This is a genomic window from Pelomonas nitida, assembly GCF_043555975.1.
Classification (GTDB): domain Bacteria; phylum Pseudomonadota; class Gammaproteobacteria; order Burkholderiales; family Burkholderiaceae_C; genus Pelomonas; species Pelomonas nitida.
This window is the reverse complement of the sequence record NZ_JBIGIA010000005.1, coordinates 103,457-121,624: the sequence shown is the minus strand read 5'-3', so window position 1 is coordinate 121,624 and position 18,168 is coordinate 103,457. Positions and strand designations below refer to the sequence as shown.

Sequence of the window (18,168 nt, the reverse complement as noted above, 5' to 3'; positions counted from 1 at the left end):
TCCATCACGGGAAAAGTTGTGTGGCCTGGGCTGTTTTTTGCTGGAGTCGGCCGGCGATAGCTGCAAACATGGGGCACTCTGTCGAATTCTGAGGTGTCCCGATGAGATTGAACGCGTTGAAGCTGTCCACACGGCTTGCCGCCGGCTTTGGTGCCGTGCTGCTGCTGCTCGCGCTGATGATGGCGATCGGCTGCTTCAGCCTCGGCCGGGCCGCGGCCGACACCCGCGAAATGATGGCGACGCCGCTGCAGAAGGAGCGGCTCGTCAGCGAGTGGTACATGCTGACGCTCGTGGGCGTGAAGCGCTACACCGCCATTGCCAAGAGCAGCGATGCCAGCCTGGCGGACTATTTCGCCAACGACGTGAAGATCTCGACGGCGCGCGGCAACGAGATCGTCAAGGCGCTCGACGGTCTGCCGAAGTCCGAGGACGAGAAGAAGCTCGTCAAGCAACTGACCGAGGCGCGCGAGCGCTACATCGCCGCGCGCAACAACATCGCATCGCTGAAGAAGGCGGGCGACGAGGCCCAGGTGGCCCAGCTGCTGGAAAAGGAATTTCGACCTTCCTCTGAGGTCTATCTCGAGCAGATGAAGACCTACTGGCAGCAGCAACAGCAGGTGCTGGACGGCATGGCCAAGGGTGTGGACAGCGCCACCGAAGCCGCGCAGTGGCGTATCGCGCTGCTCGGCGCGCTCGCGCTGGTCGTCGGTACGGTGGGGGCCTGGGTGCTGACGCGCTCCGTCACCGGCCCGGTGGCGCAGGCGTCGCAGTGGGTGCGCGCCATCGCGGCGGGCGACCTGACCGTGCAGGTCGAGGCGCAGGGGCAGGACGAGATCTCGGCCATGCTGCGCTCGCTCGAGCAGATGCGCCTGAGCCTGCAGCAGGCCATTGCCCAGGTGCGGGACTCGTCCGACAGCATCCAGCACTCCTGCCAGGAAGTGGCGGCGGGCAATCAGGACCTGAGCCAGCGCACGGAGCAGACGGCGTCGAGCGTGCAGGGGGCCGCCAGCGTGATGGACGAGCTCAACGGCACGGTGGGCAACACCGCGCACTCGGCCGGCGAGGCCAACCGGCTCGCGATCTCGGCCGCCGAGGTGGCGACCCGGGGCGGCGCCGTGGTGGCCGATGTGGTGAAGACCATGAACGACATCCATGGCAGCTCGCGCCGCATCGCCGACATCATCGGCGTCATCGACGGCATCGCCTTCCAGACCAACATCCTCGCGCTCAATGCAGCCGTGGAGGCCGCGCGCGCCGGCGAGCAGGGGCGGGGCTTCGCGGTCGTGGCCGGCGAGGTGCGGCTGCTGGCCTCGCGCAGCGCCGAGGCGGCCCGCGAGATCAAGCAGCTCATCGCCGCCAGCGTCGACCAGGTGGAAGCGGGCACGGCGCTGGTCAGCAATGCCGGCTCGACGATGAACGAAGTCGTGGCCGCGATCCGTCGCGTCAGCGCGCTGGTGGGCGACATCAGCCTGGCCTGCACCGAGCAGGCCGAGGGCGTGTCGCAGGTGTCGGCGGCCGTGTCGCAGATCGACGGCTCCACACAGCAGAACGCCGCCATGGTGGAGGAAATCGCCGCTGCAGCCTCCAGCCTGCAGGGCCAGGCGCACAGCCTGGTGCAGGCGGTTCAGGTGTTCCGGCTTTAACCGACCGCTGCACCCAGCCAGGCCAGGCCGGCCGAGGTGGCGCCGCGCGGGCGGTACTCCAGCCCGACGAACCCCGGCCAGCCGTGCTCGGCCAGCAGTGCAAATTCGGTGCTGTATTCGGCCGCGTCCGGCTCATGCCGGCCGGCCACACCGGCGACCTGCACATGGCCGAGCACGCCCAGATCCAGCGCACGGGCCAGGTGGGGCAGCGACTCGCCTTCCGTCACCCGGCAGTGATAGAGGTCCAGCTGCAGCTGCACGCGCGGCGAGCCCAGCGCCGCCAGCAGGGCGAGCGCCTGCTGCTGGCCGTGCAGGAAATAGCCCGGCATGTCGCGTCGGTTGATGGGCTCGACGAGCAGCGGCAGCGGCGACTGCGCGGCCGCCCACGCGAGGTTGGCCAGCCAGCACGCGCGCGTCGCGGGCGTGTCCTCGGCCAGCCCGGACATCACATGCATGCGGCCCGCGCCCAGCCGGGTGGCCAGGTCCAGGCCGCGCAGCGTGGCATCGCGGAACTGCGCCTCGCGGCCCGGCAGCGCGGCAAACCCGCGCTCGCCGGTGGCCCAGTCGCCGGCCGGTGCATTGATGAGCGCCACCCGCAGCCCGGCCAGCGCATGGGTCAGTGCAGTCGTGTCGTGCAGATGGGGTTGCTGCAGCTCCACGGCGGCAAAGCCGTCGGCGCGGGCCGCTGCCGCGCGGTCGAGATAGGCGTGCTCCGCGTACAGCCAGTCGAGGTTGGCGGCGAAGCGGGGCGGGATCACTGTGCCTCCGCCACCAGCGCCGGGTTCAGGCGCGGGTCGTTGTACATCTTGAACTGGCGGTAGACCTTGAAATAGGCCCGGCCGGTGCGGGCGTCGGCCAGCAGCTCGTCGAAGCAGGCGCCGAGGTCGGCACGCTGGTGCGTCAGGCGCAGCAGGCGTTCGCCGCAGCAGTGGCGGTGGTCGTCGCCCACGTCCTCGCGCAGCGTCTGCTCGCGCATGGCGGCGATCTTCAGGCCCAGGATGGACATGCGGTCGAGCATGGAGCCGGCCGTCTCGCTGCTCAGCCGTGCGGTGGGGGCTGCGGTGGCGCGGGGCAGGGCGCAGCCCAGGGTGGCGGGGTCCACCAGGCCCAGCGCGGCCAGCAGGAACTCATCGATGCGCTCGATCGCATCGTTGCGTGCCTGGTTGTGGCGATCGATCGCGCGTTTGTTGGCCACGATCTCCGCAGCCGGGGCCTGGGTGCGCCGGGCCAGGTCCTCCTGGGCCCACAGGCAGCGGTTGTGGAAGTGGTTGACGGCAATCCAGCCGCGGATGTCGCGGGCTTCGACGAGCCGTGGGGCTTGCGTCAGTGCAGCGTCGTGAGCGGCGATCGTTTCGGCAGCGGCGGGCAGGGCGACTTGGAACATGGGATCGCGCAGCGCAGGCAGAATCCCGCGCCACTTTGCAAAGAACTGCAAATGATAGAAGCCTTTCGAGATCGTCAATCCCTAATCGTTCGCCTTCGCAATTTCGTGGGCGACACCGTGGTGGCGCTGCCCGCGCTGCGGCTGCTTGAGCAGCATGGCTACCGTCTGGAGCTGGTCGGCAAGGGCTGGGCGCCTGCACTGCTGGAGGCCGAGGGCTGGCCGGTGCATGTGCGCCCCGGCACGGTGATGGAGCGGGTGCGGCAACTGCGCGCGCTGCGCCACCGGTTGCGTGCGGCCGATGCCGGTTTTGACCGCCGGTCCAACATGCTGTTGTTGCCCTACGCTTTCTCGGCCGCCCTGGACGCGCGCCTGGCCGGGCTGCGCGCGGAAGGCGTTGCCGACGAGGGGCGTTCCTGGCTGCTGCAGCGAGTGCATCCCCTGCGAAATCGGCAGCACGCGCTGCTCGAATACTGGGCGCTGGCCTGCGACTTCCTGGGCATCGAGGCGCCACCGCCGCCGTCGCGCATCGGCATGCAGGTGACGGCAGCCAAGCGCGCGCAGGCGCTGGCGATGTTGGCGGACCGCAGCGTGGCGCCGGGGCGCTACGTGCTGATCTGCCCGTTTGCGAACGGCAAGGTGGAGTTTCTCGACCGCAGCTGGCCGGCGTTTCCAGCGTTTGTGCAGCGGCTGCATGCGGCGGGCCGCCAGGTCGTCATCGTGCCGGGCCCGTCGGAAGTGGAGGGCGCCCAGCGGCTGTACCCCGAGGCGATCCGCCTCGACGGGGTGGGCCTGGGCGTCTACAGCGCGCTGCTGCGTGAAGCGGCGGTGGTGGTGTCCAACGACACCGGGCCTGGGCACATCGCGGCCGGCGTGGGTGCACGGCTGCTCAGCGTCTGGGGTACGGCGAGCGCCGAGCGCTGGGCGCCGTGGGGCCCCACGGTGACGCTGATGCGACGCGGGCCGGGGGAGTGGCCCAGCGTCGACGAGGTGCTGTCAGCGGCGGATCAGGCCTTGCCCTGATTGGCGACCGCGGCGGCGGCCTTGGCGGCGGCTTCGGCGTCGCCCAGGTAGTAGCTCTTGATGGGCTTGAGGTTCGCGTCGAGCTCGTAGACCAGCGGGATGCCGTTGGGAATGTTGACGCCGACGATGGCGTCGTCGGCGATGTTGTCCAGGTACTTCACCAGCGCGCGGATGCTGTTGCCGTGAGCGGCGATCAGCACGCGCTGGCCGCTCTGGATGGCCGGTGCGATGGTGTCGTTCCAGAACGGCAGCACGCGGGCCACGGTGTCCTTCAGGCATTCGGTCAGCGGAATGTCCTTGGGGTCCAGCTTGGCGTAGCGCACGTCGCTGCGCTCGCTGCGCGGGTCGGTGGCTTCCAGTGCCGGCGGCGGCGTGTCGTAGCTGCGGCGCCAGATCAGCACCTGCTCGTCGCCGTACTGCTTGGCCATGTCGGCCTTGTTCAGGCCCTGCAGGCCGCCGTAGTGGCGCTCGTTCAGGCGCCAGGCGTGGCGCACCGGCAGCCAGGTGCGATCCATCTGGTCCAGCGCATGCCACAGCGTCCAGACGGCGCGCTTGAGCACCGACGTGTAGGCGATGTCGAAGTCATAGCCGGCTTCCTTCAGCAGCCGGCCGGCGCTCTTGGCCTGCTCCACCCCGGTGGGCGTCAGATCCACGTCGGTCCAGCCGGTGAAGCGGTTTTCCAGGTTCCAGGTCGATTCGCCGTGGCGGATGAGGACGAGCTTGTACATGTCACTCCAGAGTGGATAGGTGCGACGGAAATTGTAGGGATCAGGCAACGCCGCGCCGAGAAGCCCCCTTCGACTGTGATTCAGTGCGCGTTCCTGCGCCAAGGAGGCGATGAAATCGATAGTTGTGCCGAAATAATTGATTTTTAAGATCACAAATGGCCAATTCGGCTGCCTCAAGGAGTGAACAAATGATGGTCCAAGCCCGACGTCGCCTGCTTCCCCTGTTGCTTGCCTTGGGCGCCGGTGGCGCCTCGGCCGCGGATGGCATGTTCTCGCTGTCCGGGTTCGGCACGCTGGGCGTGGTCCGCACCAGCACCGATGACGCGCAATACGCGCTGTTCGGCCAGGTGCGCGGCGCGGACAAGGATCCCAGCGCCGAGGTCGACACCAAGCTGGGTGTGCAGCTGGGTGCCAAGTTCAGCCCGATGTTCTCCGGCACCGTCCAGGTCCTGACCAAATCCAACGGCAAGGGCAACTTCAACCCGGGCATCGAGTGGGCGTTCTTGAAAGCCCAGGTGACGCCCGGCCTGTCGCTGCGTGCCGGCCGCATGGGAGCACCGTTCTTCGCGGTGTCCGACTTCCGCGACGTGGGCTTCGCCAACACCGCGCTGCGCCCGCCGACCGATGTCTACAACCAGGTGCCGGTCAGCCATTTCGATGGAGCTGATGCCAGCTACCAGGCCAACACCTCGATGGGGACGCTGACGGGTCAACTGTTCGGCGGCAAGGCCAGCGACACCTCCCAGCGCTACAAGGTCGATGTCAAAGCCATGGTGGGCTTCAACACCACGCTGGAGACGGATTTCGGGCTGACGCTGCGGCTGGGGTACGCCCGCGGCAAGCTGACGGTGGGCAATGCCGCGCTGAACTCGCTGGTGACCACGCTGCGTGCCACGCCGTTTGCGTCCGTGGGCGACCAGCTGGACCCCAACGAGAGCCGCTCCACGTTCTCCGGCCTGGGGCTGACCTGGGATCAAGGCGAATGGGTCGTGAGCGCGGAGTACACGCAACGGCGCATCAAGACGTTCCTGGCCGACACGGACGGCTGGTATGTGCTGGTGGGTCATCGCTTCGGCACGCTGACGCCCTATGTCACGGTGTCCGAGGCCAAGACGGTGGACACCCACGTCAACAACACCATTCCGACCGCCACGGCGCAGCTCGCCGCCCTGAAGTTGGCCGTGGACGGCCTCGTGGACAGCCAGCGTCACTCACAGAAGACCGTGGCCCTCGGTGCGCGCTGGGACTTCGTGCGCAACTTCGCGCTGAAGGCGCAATGGGAGCACATCCGACCTGATGGTCGCGGTTACTTCATTGTGCCCACGGCGAACTGGGGCAATGGCAAGACCGTCAACGTCCTCAGCGTCGCCGTCGACACCGTGTTCTGATCCAGGAGGCAACGCCATGAACTACAAGAAACTCGTCCCGTGCTTCGTACTCGCCTTCTTCGCCCTGGCCGCGCAGGCACAGGTCGCCGTGATCGTGAACCCCAAGAGCGCCGCCGCCTCGATGACGGCCGACCAGGTCGCCAGCATCTTCCTCGGCAAGTCCGCCACGCTGCCCAGCGGTGCCACCGCGATGCCGGCCGATCAGGCCGAAGGCTCGGCGGTGCGCGAGCACTTCTACGCCAAGGTCGCCGGCAAGCAGGCCGCCCAGGTCAAGGCCGCGTGGTCTCGCCTGGTGTTTTCCGGCAAGGCCACGCCGCCCAAGGAACTGAGCAGCTCTGCGGAAGTGAAGAAGTTCGTTGCCGCCAACCCGGATGCCATCGGCTACATCGAAAAGTCCGCGGTGGACGGCAGTGTCAAGGCCGTCTTGACGGTCGACTGACAGCCCGGTTGATCCGATGATCGACGCGCCGCCGGCTGCCGGCGGCGCGTCGCGTTTGCTTCAAGCCCTTGGAGGCAGCTTATGAATGTGAAGACCCGGATCTGGTTGCTGCCGGCATTGGCGGCGGCCATCTTCGCCATTGGCATTGCCGTCGTACTGCTGTTCTCTTCGCGTACGTCGGATGCGATCAAGGCGGTGGGCAGCGTGGCCTACCCCTACCTGGACGCCACGACCCAGTTCGCCGCGCAGCTCGAGGCGCTGGGTGCCACCATCCAGAGCGCCGTCGCCGAGGGCGAGAAGAAGCGTCTGGACGAGGCTCGCGAGCGCGCGGCGGCGATTCGCAAGCTGATCGCGACGATCCAGAAGATCGACGGCAAGGCCGAGGTCGGTGACAAGTTGGGCAAGAGCTTCGAGAGCTATGTGTCGGCGTCGGTCGAGACGGCAGAGCTCTTTCTCGGCATCAAGCAAGGTGACCAGGCGGGGGCGATCCCGAAGATGCAGTCGGCGCTCAAGACGCTGGAGACCGACCTGGCCGCTGCGCGCGCGCAGGCGACTGAGGGCTTCGCCGCCGGGCTCGAGCGGGCGCAGGGCGGCGTGTCGTCCAGCCTGTGGGCCATCGTCATCAGCGGCGCCATCGTCGTGTTGTGCCTGGGGGGCGCATCGCATCTCGTGATCGGCGGCGTCTGGAGGCAGCTCGGCGGCGAGCCTGAGTACGCACGCGACGTGATGCGCCAGATGGCCGATGGCGACCTGTCCCAGGACATCCGTGTCGCGGCGGGGGCGGAGCAGAGTTTGCTGGCGGCCGTGCGCGACATGTCGCGCGGCCTGGCCGCCATCGTGTCCAACGTGCGGCAGGGCACGGACTCCATGACCGTGGCGTCGCGTGAGATCGCCGCCGGCAACCAGGACCTGTCCGAGCGCACCGAGCGCCAGGCCGGCTCGCTGGAGCAGACATCCGGCAGCATGCAGGTGCTGACCGACACCGTGCGCCAGAGCGCCGAGGCTGCCGCCCAGGCCAATCAGCTGGCCGGCTCGGCCGCCACCGTTGCACAGCGGGGCGGTGATGTGGTGGGTCAAGTCGTGTCGACGATGGAGGAGATCAATGCCAGCTCGAAGAAGATCGCCGACATCATCGGCGTCATCGATGGCATCGCGTTCCAGACCAACATCCTGGCGCTGAACGCGGCGGTGGAGGCGGCGCGTGCCGGCGAACAGGGGCGTGGTTTCGCTGTCGTGGCGGGCGAGGTGCGCTCGCTGGCTCAGCGATCGGCCGAGGCGGCGCGTGAGATCAAGGGACTGATCGGCGCCAGCGTCGACAAGGTTGAATCCGGCTCTCGTCTCGTGCAGGCGGCGGGCTCCACGATGGATGAGATCGTCGCCAGCGTGCAGCGTGTGTCAGACATCATCGGCGAGATCACGGCGGCAGCGTCCGAGCAAAGCCAGGGCATTGGCCAAGTCAACGCCTCCGTGGTGCAACTGGATCAGATGACGCAGCAGAACGCCGCCCTTGTCGAGCAGGCTGCGGCTGCGGCCACCAGCCTGGAGCAACAGGCCATCAACCTGCAGCAGGCGGTTGCGACGTTCAAGCTGGCGTGAGGCGGGCGCCGCGGTTCTCGCCTCGCCGATAATCGCGGGTTTTCTGCATGCCCCGAGGGTGAACGCTTGAGCTTCCTGCAACAAAACTGGTATCTGATCGTCGCCGCCCTCGTGTCGGGCGGCATGCTGCTGTGGCCGGCGCTCGTGTCCGGGGCGCAGGGGGCCGCGGTCGGCACGGCGGCGGCCGTGCAGCTGATCAATCGCGAGAAGGGCGTCCTCATCGACGTCAGCGAGCCGGAAGAGTTCGCCAAGGGCCATGCGGTCGGTTCGCGCAACATTCCGCTGGGCCAGATCGAGGGCCACAAGCAACTGCCCTCCAACAAGGCCCTGCCGCTCGTGGTGGTGTGCCCGACCGGCGCACGCGCCGGCCGCGCTGCAGGCATGCTGCGCAAGCTGGGCTACGAAAACGCCCAGGTGCTGGCAGGCGGCCTGAAGGCCTGGCGCGAAGCCAATCTGCCGGTCGAGAAGACGGCGTGAGCCGTCTGCGCTGAAACCGTGTGAGGAAGCCGGCCATGGCCCATGTGAAGATGTACACGACCCAGGTCTGCCCGTTCTGCATCCGCGCCAAGTCGCTGCTCAAGCAGCGTGGCGTCGAGCAGATCGAGGAAGTCCGCATCGACCTCGACCCCGAGGAGCGTCAGGCCATGATGGACAAGACCGGCCGCCGCACGGTGCCGCAGATCTTCATCGGTGACACCCATGTGGGCGGCTGCGACGACCTCATCGCGCTGGATCAGCGCGGCGGCCTGATGCCGCTGCTGCAAGCAGCCTGAAGCACCCCTGGGCTGTCACGCCTGATTTCAAGTCCGGGCAAGCCCCCGGGCGGCGTGTCACGAGGCGTCGCGGATAATTCTTCTACCGCCCGCAGCGCGCCGCCTGCGGGCTTTTGTTTGACGCTTCGCTAGAAAGAGTCCCATGGCCGACGAGATCCAAGCTGCCGCCGAAGGCGCGGCCCCCGTGTTCCAGATCCAGCGCATGTACCTGAAGGATCTGTCGCTGGAACAGCCCAATGCGCCGCACATCCTGCTGGAGCAGCAGCAGCCCCAGGTCGACATCAACCTGACGCTGTCGGCCGAGAACGTCACGGACGCCATCTTCGAGGTCTGCGTGACGGCCACCGTCAACACCAAGGTCGGCGACAAGACGCTGTTCCTCGTCGAGGCCAAGCAGGCCGGCATCTTCGAGATCCGCAACGTGCCGCAGGAGCAGATCGAAGGCATCCTGGGCATCGTCTGCCCGCAGATGGTCTACCCCTACCTGCGCGCCATCGTGTCGGACGTCTGCACCCGCGCCGGCTTCCCGCCCGTGCTGCTGACCGAAGTGAACTTCCAGGCCATGTTCGAGGCTCAGCAGGCCCAGCGCGCGGCACAGGGCGGCAGCGCCGTCAACTGATCGCGGCTTCCGAGCTGACAGCGCCCCGCCGTGTGCGGGGCGTTTTTGCCTCCGGCGAAAAAGAGTCGCATGCAGCGACTCTTTTTTCTTGGGGGACACTTCTACGCATGACGACGATGAAGATCAGTGTGCTCGGGGCCGGAGCCTGGGGAACGGCATTGGCCGTGCAGGCGGCGCGGGCCGGGCATGACGTGAGCCTGTGGGCGCGCGACGCCAGCGCGGTCGCGCAGATGCGTGCGACGCGCCGCAACGCGGCCTACCTGCCCGACAGCGAACTGCCGGCAATTCTGGGGCTGACGGCCGATCGTGACGCCGCCATGGCGCACGCCGCCGACGGCCTCACCATCGTTGCGACGCCGATGTCTGGCCTGCGCGAGACGCTGGCCGCGCTGCCCTCGACACAGCGCGTGTTGTGGCTGTGCAAGGGCTTCGAGGCCGGCACGGGGCGGCTGGGCCACGAGATCGCCCGCGAGCTTCAGCCGGCGATGCGCGTGGGTGTGTTGTCCGGTCCCAGCTTCGCGCAGGAAGTGGCGGCGGGCCGGCCGACCGCGCTGGTGGCGGCGAGTGAAGACGCGGCGCTCGCGCAAGCCGCCGTCGAGGCCTTTCATGGCGAGCGCTTGCGCGTCTACACCTCGGCCGACCCGGTGGGCGTCGAGGTCGGTGGGGCGGTCAAGAACGTCATGGCCATTGCCGTGGGCATCTGCGATGGGCTGTCGGGGTCGTCGCCCGATGCGCCTGGCCTGAACGCGCGAGCCGCCCTCATCACCCGCGGCTTGGCCGAGATGCTGCGGCTGGGCGTGGCGCTGGGCGCGCGCGTCGAGACCTTCATGGGCCTGTCCGGCCTGGGCGACCTGGTGTTGACGGCGACGGGCGACCTGTCGCGGAACCGCCGCGTGGGCCTGCTGCTGGCGCAAGGCCTGGCGCTGCCGCAGATCCTGGCGCAGCTGGGCCATGTGGCCGAAGGCGTCTACAGCGCGCCGACGGTGCTGGCGCGTGCGCGCGCGGCCGGTGTGGAGATGCCCATCACCGAAAGCATGGTGGCCTTGCTGGAGGGGCGCCTGCAGGTGGCCGAGGCGATCGACCGGCTGATGAGCCGCGACGCTCGCGCAGAGTAGTTGCGGCGCCCTGGCGGTCAGCTGCCGCCTGCGTAGCCGTTCTGCCGCCAGGCCTCGAACACCGCCACCGCAACGCTGTTGCTGAGGTTGAGGCTGCGCTGGCCTTCACGCATGGGCAGGCGCACGCGCTGCTCGTTCGGGAAGCCATCGCGCAATGCGGGCGGCAGGCCGGCGGTTTCGCTGCCGAAGACGAACCAGTCGCCCGGCTGCCAGGCCACCTCGCCGAAGGGGCGGCTGCCGCGCGTCGTGAACGCGAACATGCGTGCGGGATCGGGCTGCTCGGCGGCCACGAAGGCGGCCCAGTCCGTGTGCCGCTGCACGCGGGCGTACTCGTGATAGTCGAGGCCGGCGCGCTGCAGCAGCCGGTCTTCCATTGAGAAGCCCAGCGGCTCGATGAGGTGCAGCGCACAGCCGGTGTTGGCCGCGAGCCGGATCACGTTGCCGGTGTTGGGCGGGATTTCGGGGTGAACGAGGACGATGTGGAACATGAGGGCCGGAGTATCCCGCCGCAGCCTTGCATAGGGCCGAGCGCCGGGCGAGGGCCTCACTGATCGCTGGGCTCGGGCGTTCGGGCGACCACCCAGGCCTGGACCGACATCACGCCGGCCTGCCGCAGCAGGCGCGCCAGCTCGAACAGCGTGGCGCCGCTGGTCATCACGTCGTCCAGCAGCGCGACGTGCGTGCCGCGCAGCTGTGGCAGCCGCAGCGGATCGATGGCGAACACGCCGCGCACGTTGGCGGCGCGCGCTTCGAGTCGCAGGCCGGCCTGTCGCTCGTTGTGCCGCACGCGCAGCAGCAGGGCCGGGTCGCTGCGCAGCTCGCGCCGTCGTGCCAGCGCGCGGGCCATCTCGTGCGCCTGGTTGTAGCCGCGCTCGCGCAGGCGTTGGGCCGACAGCGGCACGGCCAGCAGCCAGTCAGGCGCGTCGACCTCGGCGGCCGTCAGCGCTGCGTTCAGTCGTTCCAGCAGGCTGTCGCGCAGTTCCAGCGCCTCGTGGTACTTGAAGTGCTGCAGCAGGCCGTCCCATGGAAATGCGTAGTCCAGCGCGGCCACGGTGCGGTCCAGCGGCGGCGGGGCGACCAGGCAGCGGCCGCACTGCGCGCGGGGGCGGTCGACCAGGGCCTGCGGCAGGCGGGTGGCGCAGGTCCAGCAGCGCGGCTGGACCGGTGCGTAGCGCTGCAGGCAGGGCTCGCAGATCGTCTGCTGGCTCCAGGCGTGGCACACCGCGCACTGGCCCGCGCAGCGCTGCAGCACACGCGCCACGAGTGCGGGCTTTGGGGCGGCCAGCGGTCGGTCGGGCATCGGCTCAATATACTGACTGGCCCATGAGCGAGCCGGCCACTGCCCCCAATTCAAACAAGGGGCTGCGGCCTCAAGACCTCGATGCCATCGCATTGCGGCGTCAGTCGCGGCGCCTCGCACGGGCGGCCGACGCCCCCTGGCTTCACGGTGAGGTGGCGCGCCGCATGGCGGAGCGACTGCCACTGATCAAGCTGCAACCCTCCCGCGTGCTCGATGCCTCACCCGCGTTGGGCGCCAGCGGTGACGTGCTGCGCCAGGCCTATCCGCGGGCGGAGCTGCTGTGGCACGAGGCCGACCCGGTGTTGGCGGAGCGCGCCGCGGCGGCCCGGCCGCCGGGCTGGTGGCAGAAGCTGCGCGGCGGCACCGGCGGGCGCGTCGATGTGCTGCCTGTCAGCCCCGAGGTGGAGCTGTTGTGGTCGAACATGGCGTTGCAGGGCTGCGCCGATCTTCCCGGCGTGCTGGGTGCCTGGCAGGCCAGCCTGGCGGTGGGCGGCTTCGTCATGTTCTCCGCGCTCGGGCCTGACAGTTTCGTCGAGCTGCGTCCGTTGTACGCGCGGGAAGGCTGGGGAAGGCCGGCACCGGATTGGTGGGACATGCACGACATTGGTGACCTGGTCTTGAAGGCCGGCTTTGCCGACCCGGTGATGGACCAGGAGCGCCTGCGTCTGACCTGGGGCGATGCGGACCGCTTGATTGCCGATTTACGTGCGCTGGGTGGCAACGTCGCGCCCGATCGTTTTGCCGGCATGCGCGGGCGCCGCTGGCGCGCGGCCCTGGCCTCGCAGCTCGAAGCGTTGCGAGGCGCAGACGGCCGTCTGGCCTTGACGGTGGAGCTGGTCTTCGGCCACGCGTTCAAGGCGGCGCCTCGGATTCCGGTCTCGGCCGAGACGCAGGTCTCCGTTGAAACCCTGCGTGCCAGCCTGCGCAAAAGCCGCTCTGGCGGGTCTGTCTAGGTGATTCCCGGGGGGGCTCTACCCCCCGGTTGCGAAGGGCCCCTGGGCTAAACTTTCCGTCGCCAAAAGGGTGCACGGCGAGTCGCCTCGGTCCACGGATCACGCATCGCCCACGTCCAGCCGGTCCGGCGGATGGCAAGTCCTGCTCTTCAAAGAACCAAGTGACAACCATGACGATGATGAACGCACGAGTGCATAGCGTCTCACGCGGCTGGGCCCGGTGGGCAGGCGCAGCGGCAGCAACCTTGGCAGCCGGATCGGCCTTCGCGGTGAACGACCTCAAGGGCGGTCCGGGCGTCAATCAGCTCAATCTGCACGAGCCGGTGACCAACATCGCGCGCGACCAGATGTGGCTGCACAACTTCATGCTGATCGTCTGCCTCGTCATCTTCGTGGCGGTGTTCGGCGTGATGTTCTATTCGATCTTCAAGCACCGCAAATCCAAGGGCGCGGTGTCGGCCAACTTCCACGAGAGCGTGGCCGTCGAGATCGCCTGGACGGTCGTGCCCTTCCTGATCGTCATCGGCATGGCACTGCCCGCCACCAAGGTGGTGGTGGCGATGAAGGACACGACGAATGCCGACGTGACCATCAAGGCCACGGGCTACCAGTGGAAGTGGGGTTATGACTATCTGAAGGGCGAGGGCGAGGGCATCGGCTTCCTGGCCACGCTGGACACCGCGCAGCGCGAGGCATCCAACTCGGGCAAGCCCGAGCCGGTGGACGACTACCTGCTGAAGGTCGACAACCCGCTGGTGGTGCCGGTGGACCGCAAGATCCGCATCATCACGACCGCCAACGACGTCATCCACGCCTGGATGATCCCGGCCTTCGGCGTCAAGCAGGATGCCATCCCGGGCTTCGTGCGTGACACCTGGTTCCGGGCCGAGAAGATCGGCGACTACTACGGCCAGTGCGCTGAGTTGTGCGGCAAGGAGCACGCCTACATGCCCATCCACGTGAAGGTGGTGTCCGCCGAGGACTACACCAAGTGGGTGGACGGCAAGCGCAAGGAAGCGGCCGCCAAGGCGGACGATCCGAGCAAGGTCTGGGAGCAGGGCGCGCTCATCGCCCGCGGCGAGAAGGTCTATGCGGCCAACTGTGCGTCCTGCCACAAGGCCGACGGCTCCGGCGCCGGCCCGATCAAGCCGCTGGACCATTCGCCCGTCGTGCTCGACGAGGACAAGCAGCAGCAGATCGCCGTGCTGCTGAATGGCCGCATGGACAAGGGCATGCCGTCGTGGAAGCAGTTGAGCGACACCGAGATCGCCGCCGTCATCACGTACACGAAGAACAGCTGGTCCAACAAGACGGGCCAGACCGTGCAGCCGTCCGACATCGTCGCGGCCCGCAAGTAACCCTGGACGCCGAAGCAGAGGAAATCACATGAGTGCAGTTCTCCCCACACCCGGCGTTCATGGCGGCCACGAGGGCCATGCGCACGACGATCACCATGCGCCCACCGGCTGGCGGCGCTGGGTCTTCGCGACCAACCACAAGGACATCGGCACGCTGTACCTGCTGTTCGCGTTCACGATGCTGATGATCGGCGGCGTGCTCGCGTTGTGCATCCGCGCCGAGCTCTTCCAGCCGGGCCTGCAGTTCTTCAATCCCGAACTGTTCAATCAGTTCACCACCATGCACGGCCTGATCATGGTGTTCGGCGCCATCATGCCGGCCTTCGTCGGCTTCGCGAACTGGATGATTCCGCTGCAGATCGGCGCCAGCGACATGGCCTTCGCGCGGATGAACAACTTCAGCTTCTGGCTGATGATCCCCGCGGCCATCATGCTGGTGGCGAGCTTCTTCATGCCCGGCGGTGCGCCGGCCGCCGGCTGGACGCTCTACGCGCCGCTGACGCTGCAGATGGGCCCGTCCATGGACGCCGGCATCTTCGCGATGCACATCCTGGGCGCGAGCTCCATCATGGGCTCCATCAACATCATCGTGACCATCCTCAACATGCGCGCGCCGGGCATGACGCTGATGAAGATGCCGATGTTCGCGTGGACCTGGCTGATCACCGCCTACCTGCTGATCGCCGTGATGCCGGTGTTGGCCGGCGCCATCACGATGACGCTGACGGATCGGCACTTCGGCACCGCCTTCTTCAACCCCGCAGGCGGCGGCGACCCGATCATGTACCAGCACATCTTCTGGTTCTTCGGGCACCCCGAGGTCTACATCATGATCCTGCCGGCCTTCGGCATCGTGAGCCAGATCGTGCCGGCCTTCGCCCGCAAGCGCCTGTTCGGCTACGCGTCGATGGTGTACGCCACGGCCTCCATCGCCATCCTGTCCTTCATCGTCTGGGCCCACCACATGTTCGCCACCGGCATGCCGGTGACGGGCCAGCTGTTCTTCATGTACGCGACCATGCTGATCGCGGTGCCCACGGGCGTGAAGATCTTCAACTGGCTGGCGACGATGTGGCGCGGCTCGATGACCTTCGAGACCCCGATGCTGTGGGCCGTGGGCTTCATCTTCGTGTTCACGATGGGCGGCTTCACCGGCCTGATCTGCGCGATGGCCCCCATCGACATCCAGATCCAGGACACCTACTACGTCGTCGCCCACTTCCACTACGTGCTGGTGGCCGGCTCGCTGTACGCGCTGTTCGCCGGCGTCTACTACTGGGGCCCGAAGTGGACCGGCGTCATGTACTCGGAGACGCGCGGCAAGATCCACTTCTGGTGGTCGCTGATCGCGTTCAACGTCACCTTCTTCCCGATGCACTTCCTGGGTCTGGCCGGCATGCCGCGTCGTTATGCCGACTATCCGATGCAGTTCACCGACTTCAACCAGATCGCCTCCATCGGTGCCTTCGCCTTCGGCCTCGCGCAGGTCTACTTCTTCGTGTTCGTCGTCGTGCCGATGATGCGCGGCAAGGGCGCCAAGGCCCCGCAGAAGCCGTGGGAAGCCGCCGAAGGTCTGGAGTGGGAAGTGCCGTCGCCGTCGCCGTTCCACACCTTCGAGGAGCCGCCCAAGCTGGACGCCTCGGCCACCAAGATCATCGGCTGAGGACGGCGGCATGACACCCGCGCAGCGCAAGGCCAACCGCCGTCTGGCGTTGATCCTGCTGACGGTGGCGCTGGCCTTTGGGGCGGGCTTCGTCGCCAAGATGGCGCTGTTCGGCCACTGACATGCGCCTGCTCGCCGCCCTGCACGAGGACAACCGCCAGCTGCTCGCCAAGCTGGCGGTGGTGGTGGTGCTGATGTTCGGCTTCAGCTACTCGCTCGTGTATTTCTACGACGCCATCTGCAAGGCGCTGGGCATCAACGTGCTGTCGCTGTCGGAGAAGCAGACGCTGCTGGCGGACCGGGGCCTGGCCAACGGCAACGGCCAGGTGGACTACAGCCGCGAGATCACCGTCGAGTTCGATGCGAATGCGCGTGGCCCCTGGGACTTCAAGCCGGAGGTGCGCCACCGCACCGTCCACCCCGGCGAGCTGGTGCAGGTGATGTACGAGTTCCGCAACAAGCAGGACCGCACGATGGCGGCCCAGGCCATCCCGAGCTATGCGCCCATGCAGGCCAGTGCGCATTTCAACAAGCTCGAGTGTTTTTGCTTCCGCGAATACACGCTGAACCCCGGCGAGAGCAAGCAGTGGCCGGTCGCCTTCGTCATCGACCCCAAGCTGCCGCGCGACGTGAAGACCATCACCCTGTCCTACACCTTCTTCGAAGTGGCGGGCAAGGGCGGCGTCAAGCTGGGCGAGGCGCCGAAGCGTGCAGGAGCCGCGCTGTGAGCGAGCCGGCGCGCGAGCTGAAGGAAGCGGTGGGCCGCAAGGCGTCCGTCGGCCAGACGATCGCGGCCGTGGCCTGGAGTTTTTTCGGCGTGCGCCGGGGCCGGGACCATGAGAAAGACATGGCCAGGCTCAACCCGGTGCACGTGATCATCGCGGGCGTGCTCGGCGCGGCCGTGTTCGTAGGGATGCTGGTGCTGCTGGTCCGTTGGGTCGTCAGCAGCGGCGTGGCCGGCGCCTGAGCGGCGGCGAAACTGAGAACGAGAGGAGAGCGACATGTCGGCAGCGACCACCTCGGGCAAAGCCCCGTACTACTTCGTCCCGGCGCCGTCACGGCATCCGGTGATGGCCGCCATCGGCCTGTTCTTCGTCATCCTGGGCGCGGGCCAGTGGGTCAACGGCCATGGCTGGGGCATGTATTCGCTGTTCGGCGGCCTCGCGCTGTGGGCCCTGGTGCTCAAGCAGTGGTTCGGCGACGCCATCGGCGAGAGCGAGGGCGGCCTCTACAGCGACCGCATCGACGCGTCCTTCCGCTGGAGCATGGGCTGGTTCATCTTCTCGGAGGTGATGTTCTTCGCCGCCTTCTTCGGCGCGCTGTACTGGGCCCGCGTGTTCTCCGTGCCGGCGCTGGGCAGCCTGGAGAACAGCCTGCTGTGGCCCGACTTCAAGGCCATCTGGCCCAGCACGGCGCCCGGCTTCACCGCATCGCCGGCCGGCACCGTCGAAGCCTTCACGACCATGGGCCCCTGGCCCATCCCGACGATCAACACCGCGCTGCTGCTGACCTCGGGCGTGACGCTGACGATCGCCCACCATGCGCTGATCGCCGGCCACCGCGCCAAGACCATCGCCTGGATGTGGGTCACCGTGCTGCTGGGCGCCACCTTCCTGGGCTTCCAGGCCTACGAGTACCACCACGCCTACGCGGAGCTCAACCTCAAGCTCACCTCTGGCATCTACGGCTCGACCTTCTTCCTGCTGACGGGCTTCCACGGCTTTCACGTCTGCGTGGGCGCGCTGATGTTGCTGTTCATCACGCTGCGCCTCATGAAGGGCCATTTCACGCCGGAGCGCCACTTCGGTTTCGAGGGCGCGGCCTGGTACTGGCACTTCGTCGACGTCGTCTGGCTGGGCCTGTACGTCGTCGTCTACTGGATGTAGGCCGGCCCCGCAAAGACAAAGCGCCGCAGCAGCGGCGCTTTTTCGTTGGCTCTCAGGACTTCACCGGCAACCCGGTCGGCTGGATCCAGCCGAGCTTCCAGCTGAGCAAGATGACCAGGAACAGCGCCACCGACAACCCCACCCGCACGGCCAGTGCGCGGGCCATGCTGGGGCTGCGGCGATCGCTGCTGCGGCCCTTGCGCAGCATGAAGAAGCCGGCCGCCGCGAGCGCGCCGAGGATGCCGATGAAGGCGACCAGGATCACGAATTTCATGGTGACGAATTATCTGCCCGGGGGCGCGG

General features: G+C 67.8%; 22 protein-coding genes. 16 read left to right on the top strand and 6 right to left on the bottom strand.

All coding sequences use genetic code 11. The features are described from left to right. The first annotated feature begins 101 nt into the window (after nucleotides 1–101). Nucleotides 102–1,643 carry a methyl-accepting chemotaxis protein gene (locus tag ACG00X_RS08015; protein ID WP_394487552.1) on the top strand — a complete coding sequence of 514 codons (1,542 nt, stop codon included), beginning with the start codon at nucleotides 102–104 and terminating at the stop codon, nucleotides 1,641–1,643. Here ACG00X_RS08015 and ACG00X_RS08010 read toward each other — a convergent pair. Further along, nucleotides 1,640–2,401: a TIM barrel protein gene (locus ACG00X_RS08010; RefSeq protein ID WP_394487551.1), complete on the bottom strand. Its 762-nt coding sequence runs from the start codon at nucleotides 2,399–2,401 to the stop codon at nucleotides 1,640–1,642. The two genes, ACG00X_RS08015 and ACG00X_RS08010, sit on opposite strands and share 4 nt — an antisense overlap. Continuing rightward, a complete protein-coding gene (locus tag ACG00X_RS08005; protein ID WP_394487550.1) occupies nucleotides 2,398–3,027 on the bottom strand; it encodes a DUF4254 domain-containing protein in 630 nt (209 codons plus the stop codon). Before ACG00X_RS08005 ends, ACG00X_RS08010 begins: the two co-directional genes overlap by 4 nt. Before the next feature lie 105 nt (nucleotides 3,028–3,132). Between ACG00X_RS08005 and ACG00X_RS08000 the strand changes: the two genes are divergently transcribed. Then, complete coding sequence (locus ACG00X_RS08000) at nucleotides 3,133–4,047, top strand: glycosyltransferase family 9 protein (RefSeq protein WP_394487549.1); 915 nt, start codon at nucleotides 3,133–3,135, stop codon at nucleotides 4,045–4,047. Here the strand turns inward: ACG00X_RS08000 and gpmA are convergent. Beyond that, nucleotides 4,032–4,775, bottom strand: a complete 744-nt coding sequence (gpmA, locus tag ACG00X_RS07995) for a 2,3-diphosphoglycerate-dependent phosphoglycerate mutase (protein WP_394487548.1) — start codon at nucleotides 4,773–4,775, stop codon at nucleotides 4,032–4,034. The two genes, ACG00X_RS08000 and gpmA, sit on opposite strands and share 16 nt — an antisense overlap. A 188-nt stretch (nucleotides 4,776–4,963) precedes the next feature. Here gpmA and ACG00X_RS07990 point away from each other — a divergent pair, with 188 nt between their 5' ends. From ACG00X_RS07990 to ACG00X_RS07960, 7 genes are all read left to right on the top strand, one after another. Next, nucleotides 4,964–6,163, top strand: a complete 1,200-nt coding sequence (locus ACG00X_RS07990) for a hypothetical protein (RefSeq protein WP_394487547.1) — start codon at nucleotides 4,964–4,966, stop codon at nucleotides 6,161–6,163. A gap of 16 nt (nucleotides 6,164–6,179) precedes the next feature. Next, nucleotides 6,180–6,602, top strand: coding sequence for a type 2 periplasmic-binding domain-containing protein (locus tag ACG00X_RS07985; RefSeq protein WP_394487546.1), 423 nt, complete (start codon nucleotides 6,180–6,182; stop codon nucleotides 6,600–6,602). Nucleotides 6,603–6,683: 81 nt separating this feature from the next. Then, nucleotides 6,684–8,198 (top strand): methyl-accepting chemotaxis protein, encoded by a 1,515-nt coding sequence (locus ACG00X_RS07980; protein ID WP_394487545.1) that lies wholly within the window; start codon nucleotides 6,684–6,686, stop codon nucleotides 8,196–8,198. Between the two features lie 66 nt (nucleotides 8,199–8,264). After that, nucleotides 8,265–8,675, top strand: coding sequence for a rhodanese-like domain-containing protein (locus ACG00X_RS07975; RefSeq protein WP_394487544.1), 411 nt, complete (start codon nucleotides 8,265–8,267; stop codon nucleotides 8,673–8,675). Between the two features lie 35 nt (nucleotides 8,676–8,710). Continuing rightward, nucleotides 8,711–8,971, top strand: a complete 261-nt coding sequence (gene grxC, locus ACG00X_RS07970; protein WP_394487542.1) for a glutaredoxin 3 — start codon at nucleotides 8,711–8,713, stop codon at nucleotides 8,969–8,971. A 142-nt stretch (nucleotides 8,972–9,113) separates the two neighbouring features. Next, nucleotides 9,114–9,590, top strand: coding sequence for a protein-export chaperone SecB (secB, locus tag ACG00X_RS07965; RefSeq protein WP_394487541.1), 477 nt, complete (start codon nucleotides 9,114–9,116; stop codon nucleotides 9,588–9,590). Nucleotides 9,591–9,706: 116 nt separating this feature from the next. Next, nucleotides 9,707–10,705 (top strand): NAD(P)H-dependent glycerol-3-phosphate dehydrogenase, encoded by a 999-nt coding sequence (locus ACG00X_RS07960; RefSeq protein ID WP_394487540.1) that lies wholly within the window; start codon nucleotides 9,707–9,709, stop codon nucleotides 10,703–10,705. A 17-nt stretch (nucleotides 10,706–10,722) separates the two neighbouring features. On the opposite strand, the gene trmL is transcribed toward ACG00X_RS07960, so the two are convergent. Beyond that, nucleotides 10,723–11,193 carry a tRNA (uridine(34)/cytosine(34)/5-carboxymethylaminomethyluridine(34)-2'-O)-methyltransferase TrmL gene (gene trmL / locus ACG00X_RS07955; RefSeq protein ID WP_394487539.1) on the bottom strand — a complete coding sequence of 157 codons (471 nt, stop codon included), beginning with the start codon at nucleotides 11,191–11,193 and terminating at the stop codon, nucleotides 10,723–10,725. 56 nt (nucleotides 11,194–11,249) lie between these two features. Next, nucleotides 11,250–12,005 (bottom strand): ComF family protein, encoded by a 756-nt coding sequence (locus tag ACG00X_RS07950; RefSeq protein ID WP_394487538.1) that lies wholly within the window; start codon nucleotides 12,003–12,005, stop codon nucleotides 11,250–11,252. 23 nt (nucleotides 12,006–12,028) lie between these two features. On the opposite strand from ACG00X_RS07950, the gene ACG00X_RS07945 reads away from it, so the two are divergent. From ACG00X_RS07945 to ACG00X_RS07915, 7 genes are all read left to right on the top strand, one after another. Continuing rightward, a complete protein-coding gene (locus ACG00X_RS07945; RefSeq protein ID WP_394487537.1) occupies nucleotides 12,029–12,958 on the top strand; it encodes a methyltransferase domain-containing protein in 930 nt (309 codons plus the stop codon). A gap of 179 nt (nucleotides 12,959–13,137) precedes the next feature. After that, nucleotides 13,138–14,316, top strand: a complete 1,179-nt coding sequence (gene coxB, locus ACG00X_RS07940) for a cytochrome c oxidase subunit II (protein WP_394487777.1) — start codon at nucleotides 13,138–13,140, stop codon at nucleotides 14,314–14,316. A 28-nt stretch (nucleotides 14,317–14,344) separates the two neighbouring features. Further along, a complete protein-coding gene (gene ctaD / locus ACG00X_RS07935) occupies nucleotides 14,345–15,979 on the top strand; it encodes a cytochrome c oxidase subunit I (protein WP_394487536.1) in 1,635 nt (544 codons plus the stop codon). A gap of 10 nt (nucleotides 15,980–15,989) precedes the next feature. Next, nucleotides 15,990–16,100, top strand: coding sequence for a cytochrome oxidase small assembly protein (locus tag ACG00X_RS07930; protein ID WP_394487535.1), 111 nt, complete (start codon nucleotides 15,990–15,992; stop codon nucleotides 16,098–16,100). Nucleotide 16,101: 1 nt separating this feature from the next. Further along, the gene (locus tag ACG00X_RS07925) at nucleotides 16,102–16,707 is read left to right on the top strand and encodes a cytochrome c oxidase assembly protein (RefSeq protein ID WP_394487534.1); all 606 of its coding nucleotides are present in this window, start codon (nucleotides 16,102–16,104) and stop codon (nucleotides 16,705–16,707) included. Further along, nucleotides 16,704–16,946, top strand: a complete 243-nt coding sequence (locus ACG00X_RS07920) for a DUF2970 domain-containing protein (protein ID WP_394487533.1) — start codon at nucleotides 16,704–16,706, stop codon at nucleotides 16,944–16,946. Before ACG00X_RS07925 ends, ACG00X_RS07920 begins: the two co-directional genes overlap by 4 nt. Before the next feature lie 34 nt (nucleotides 16,947–16,980). Beyond that, the gene (locus ACG00X_RS07915; protein ID WP_394487532.1) at nucleotides 16,981–17,865 is read left to right on the top strand and encodes a cytochrome c oxidase subunit 3; all 885 of its coding nucleotides are present in this window, start codon (nucleotides 16,981–16,983) and stop codon (nucleotides 17,863–17,865) included. A gap of 52 nt (nucleotides 17,866–17,917) precedes the next feature. On the opposite strand, the gene ACG00X_RS07910 is transcribed toward ACG00X_RS07915, so the two are convergent. Then, a complete protein-coding gene (locus ACG00X_RS07910; protein ID WP_394487531.1) occupies nucleotides 17,918–18,139 on the bottom strand; it encodes a DUF2909 domain-containing protein in 222 nt (73 codons plus the stop codon). Between the last annotated feature and the right edge of the window lie 29 nt (nucleotides 18,140–18,168).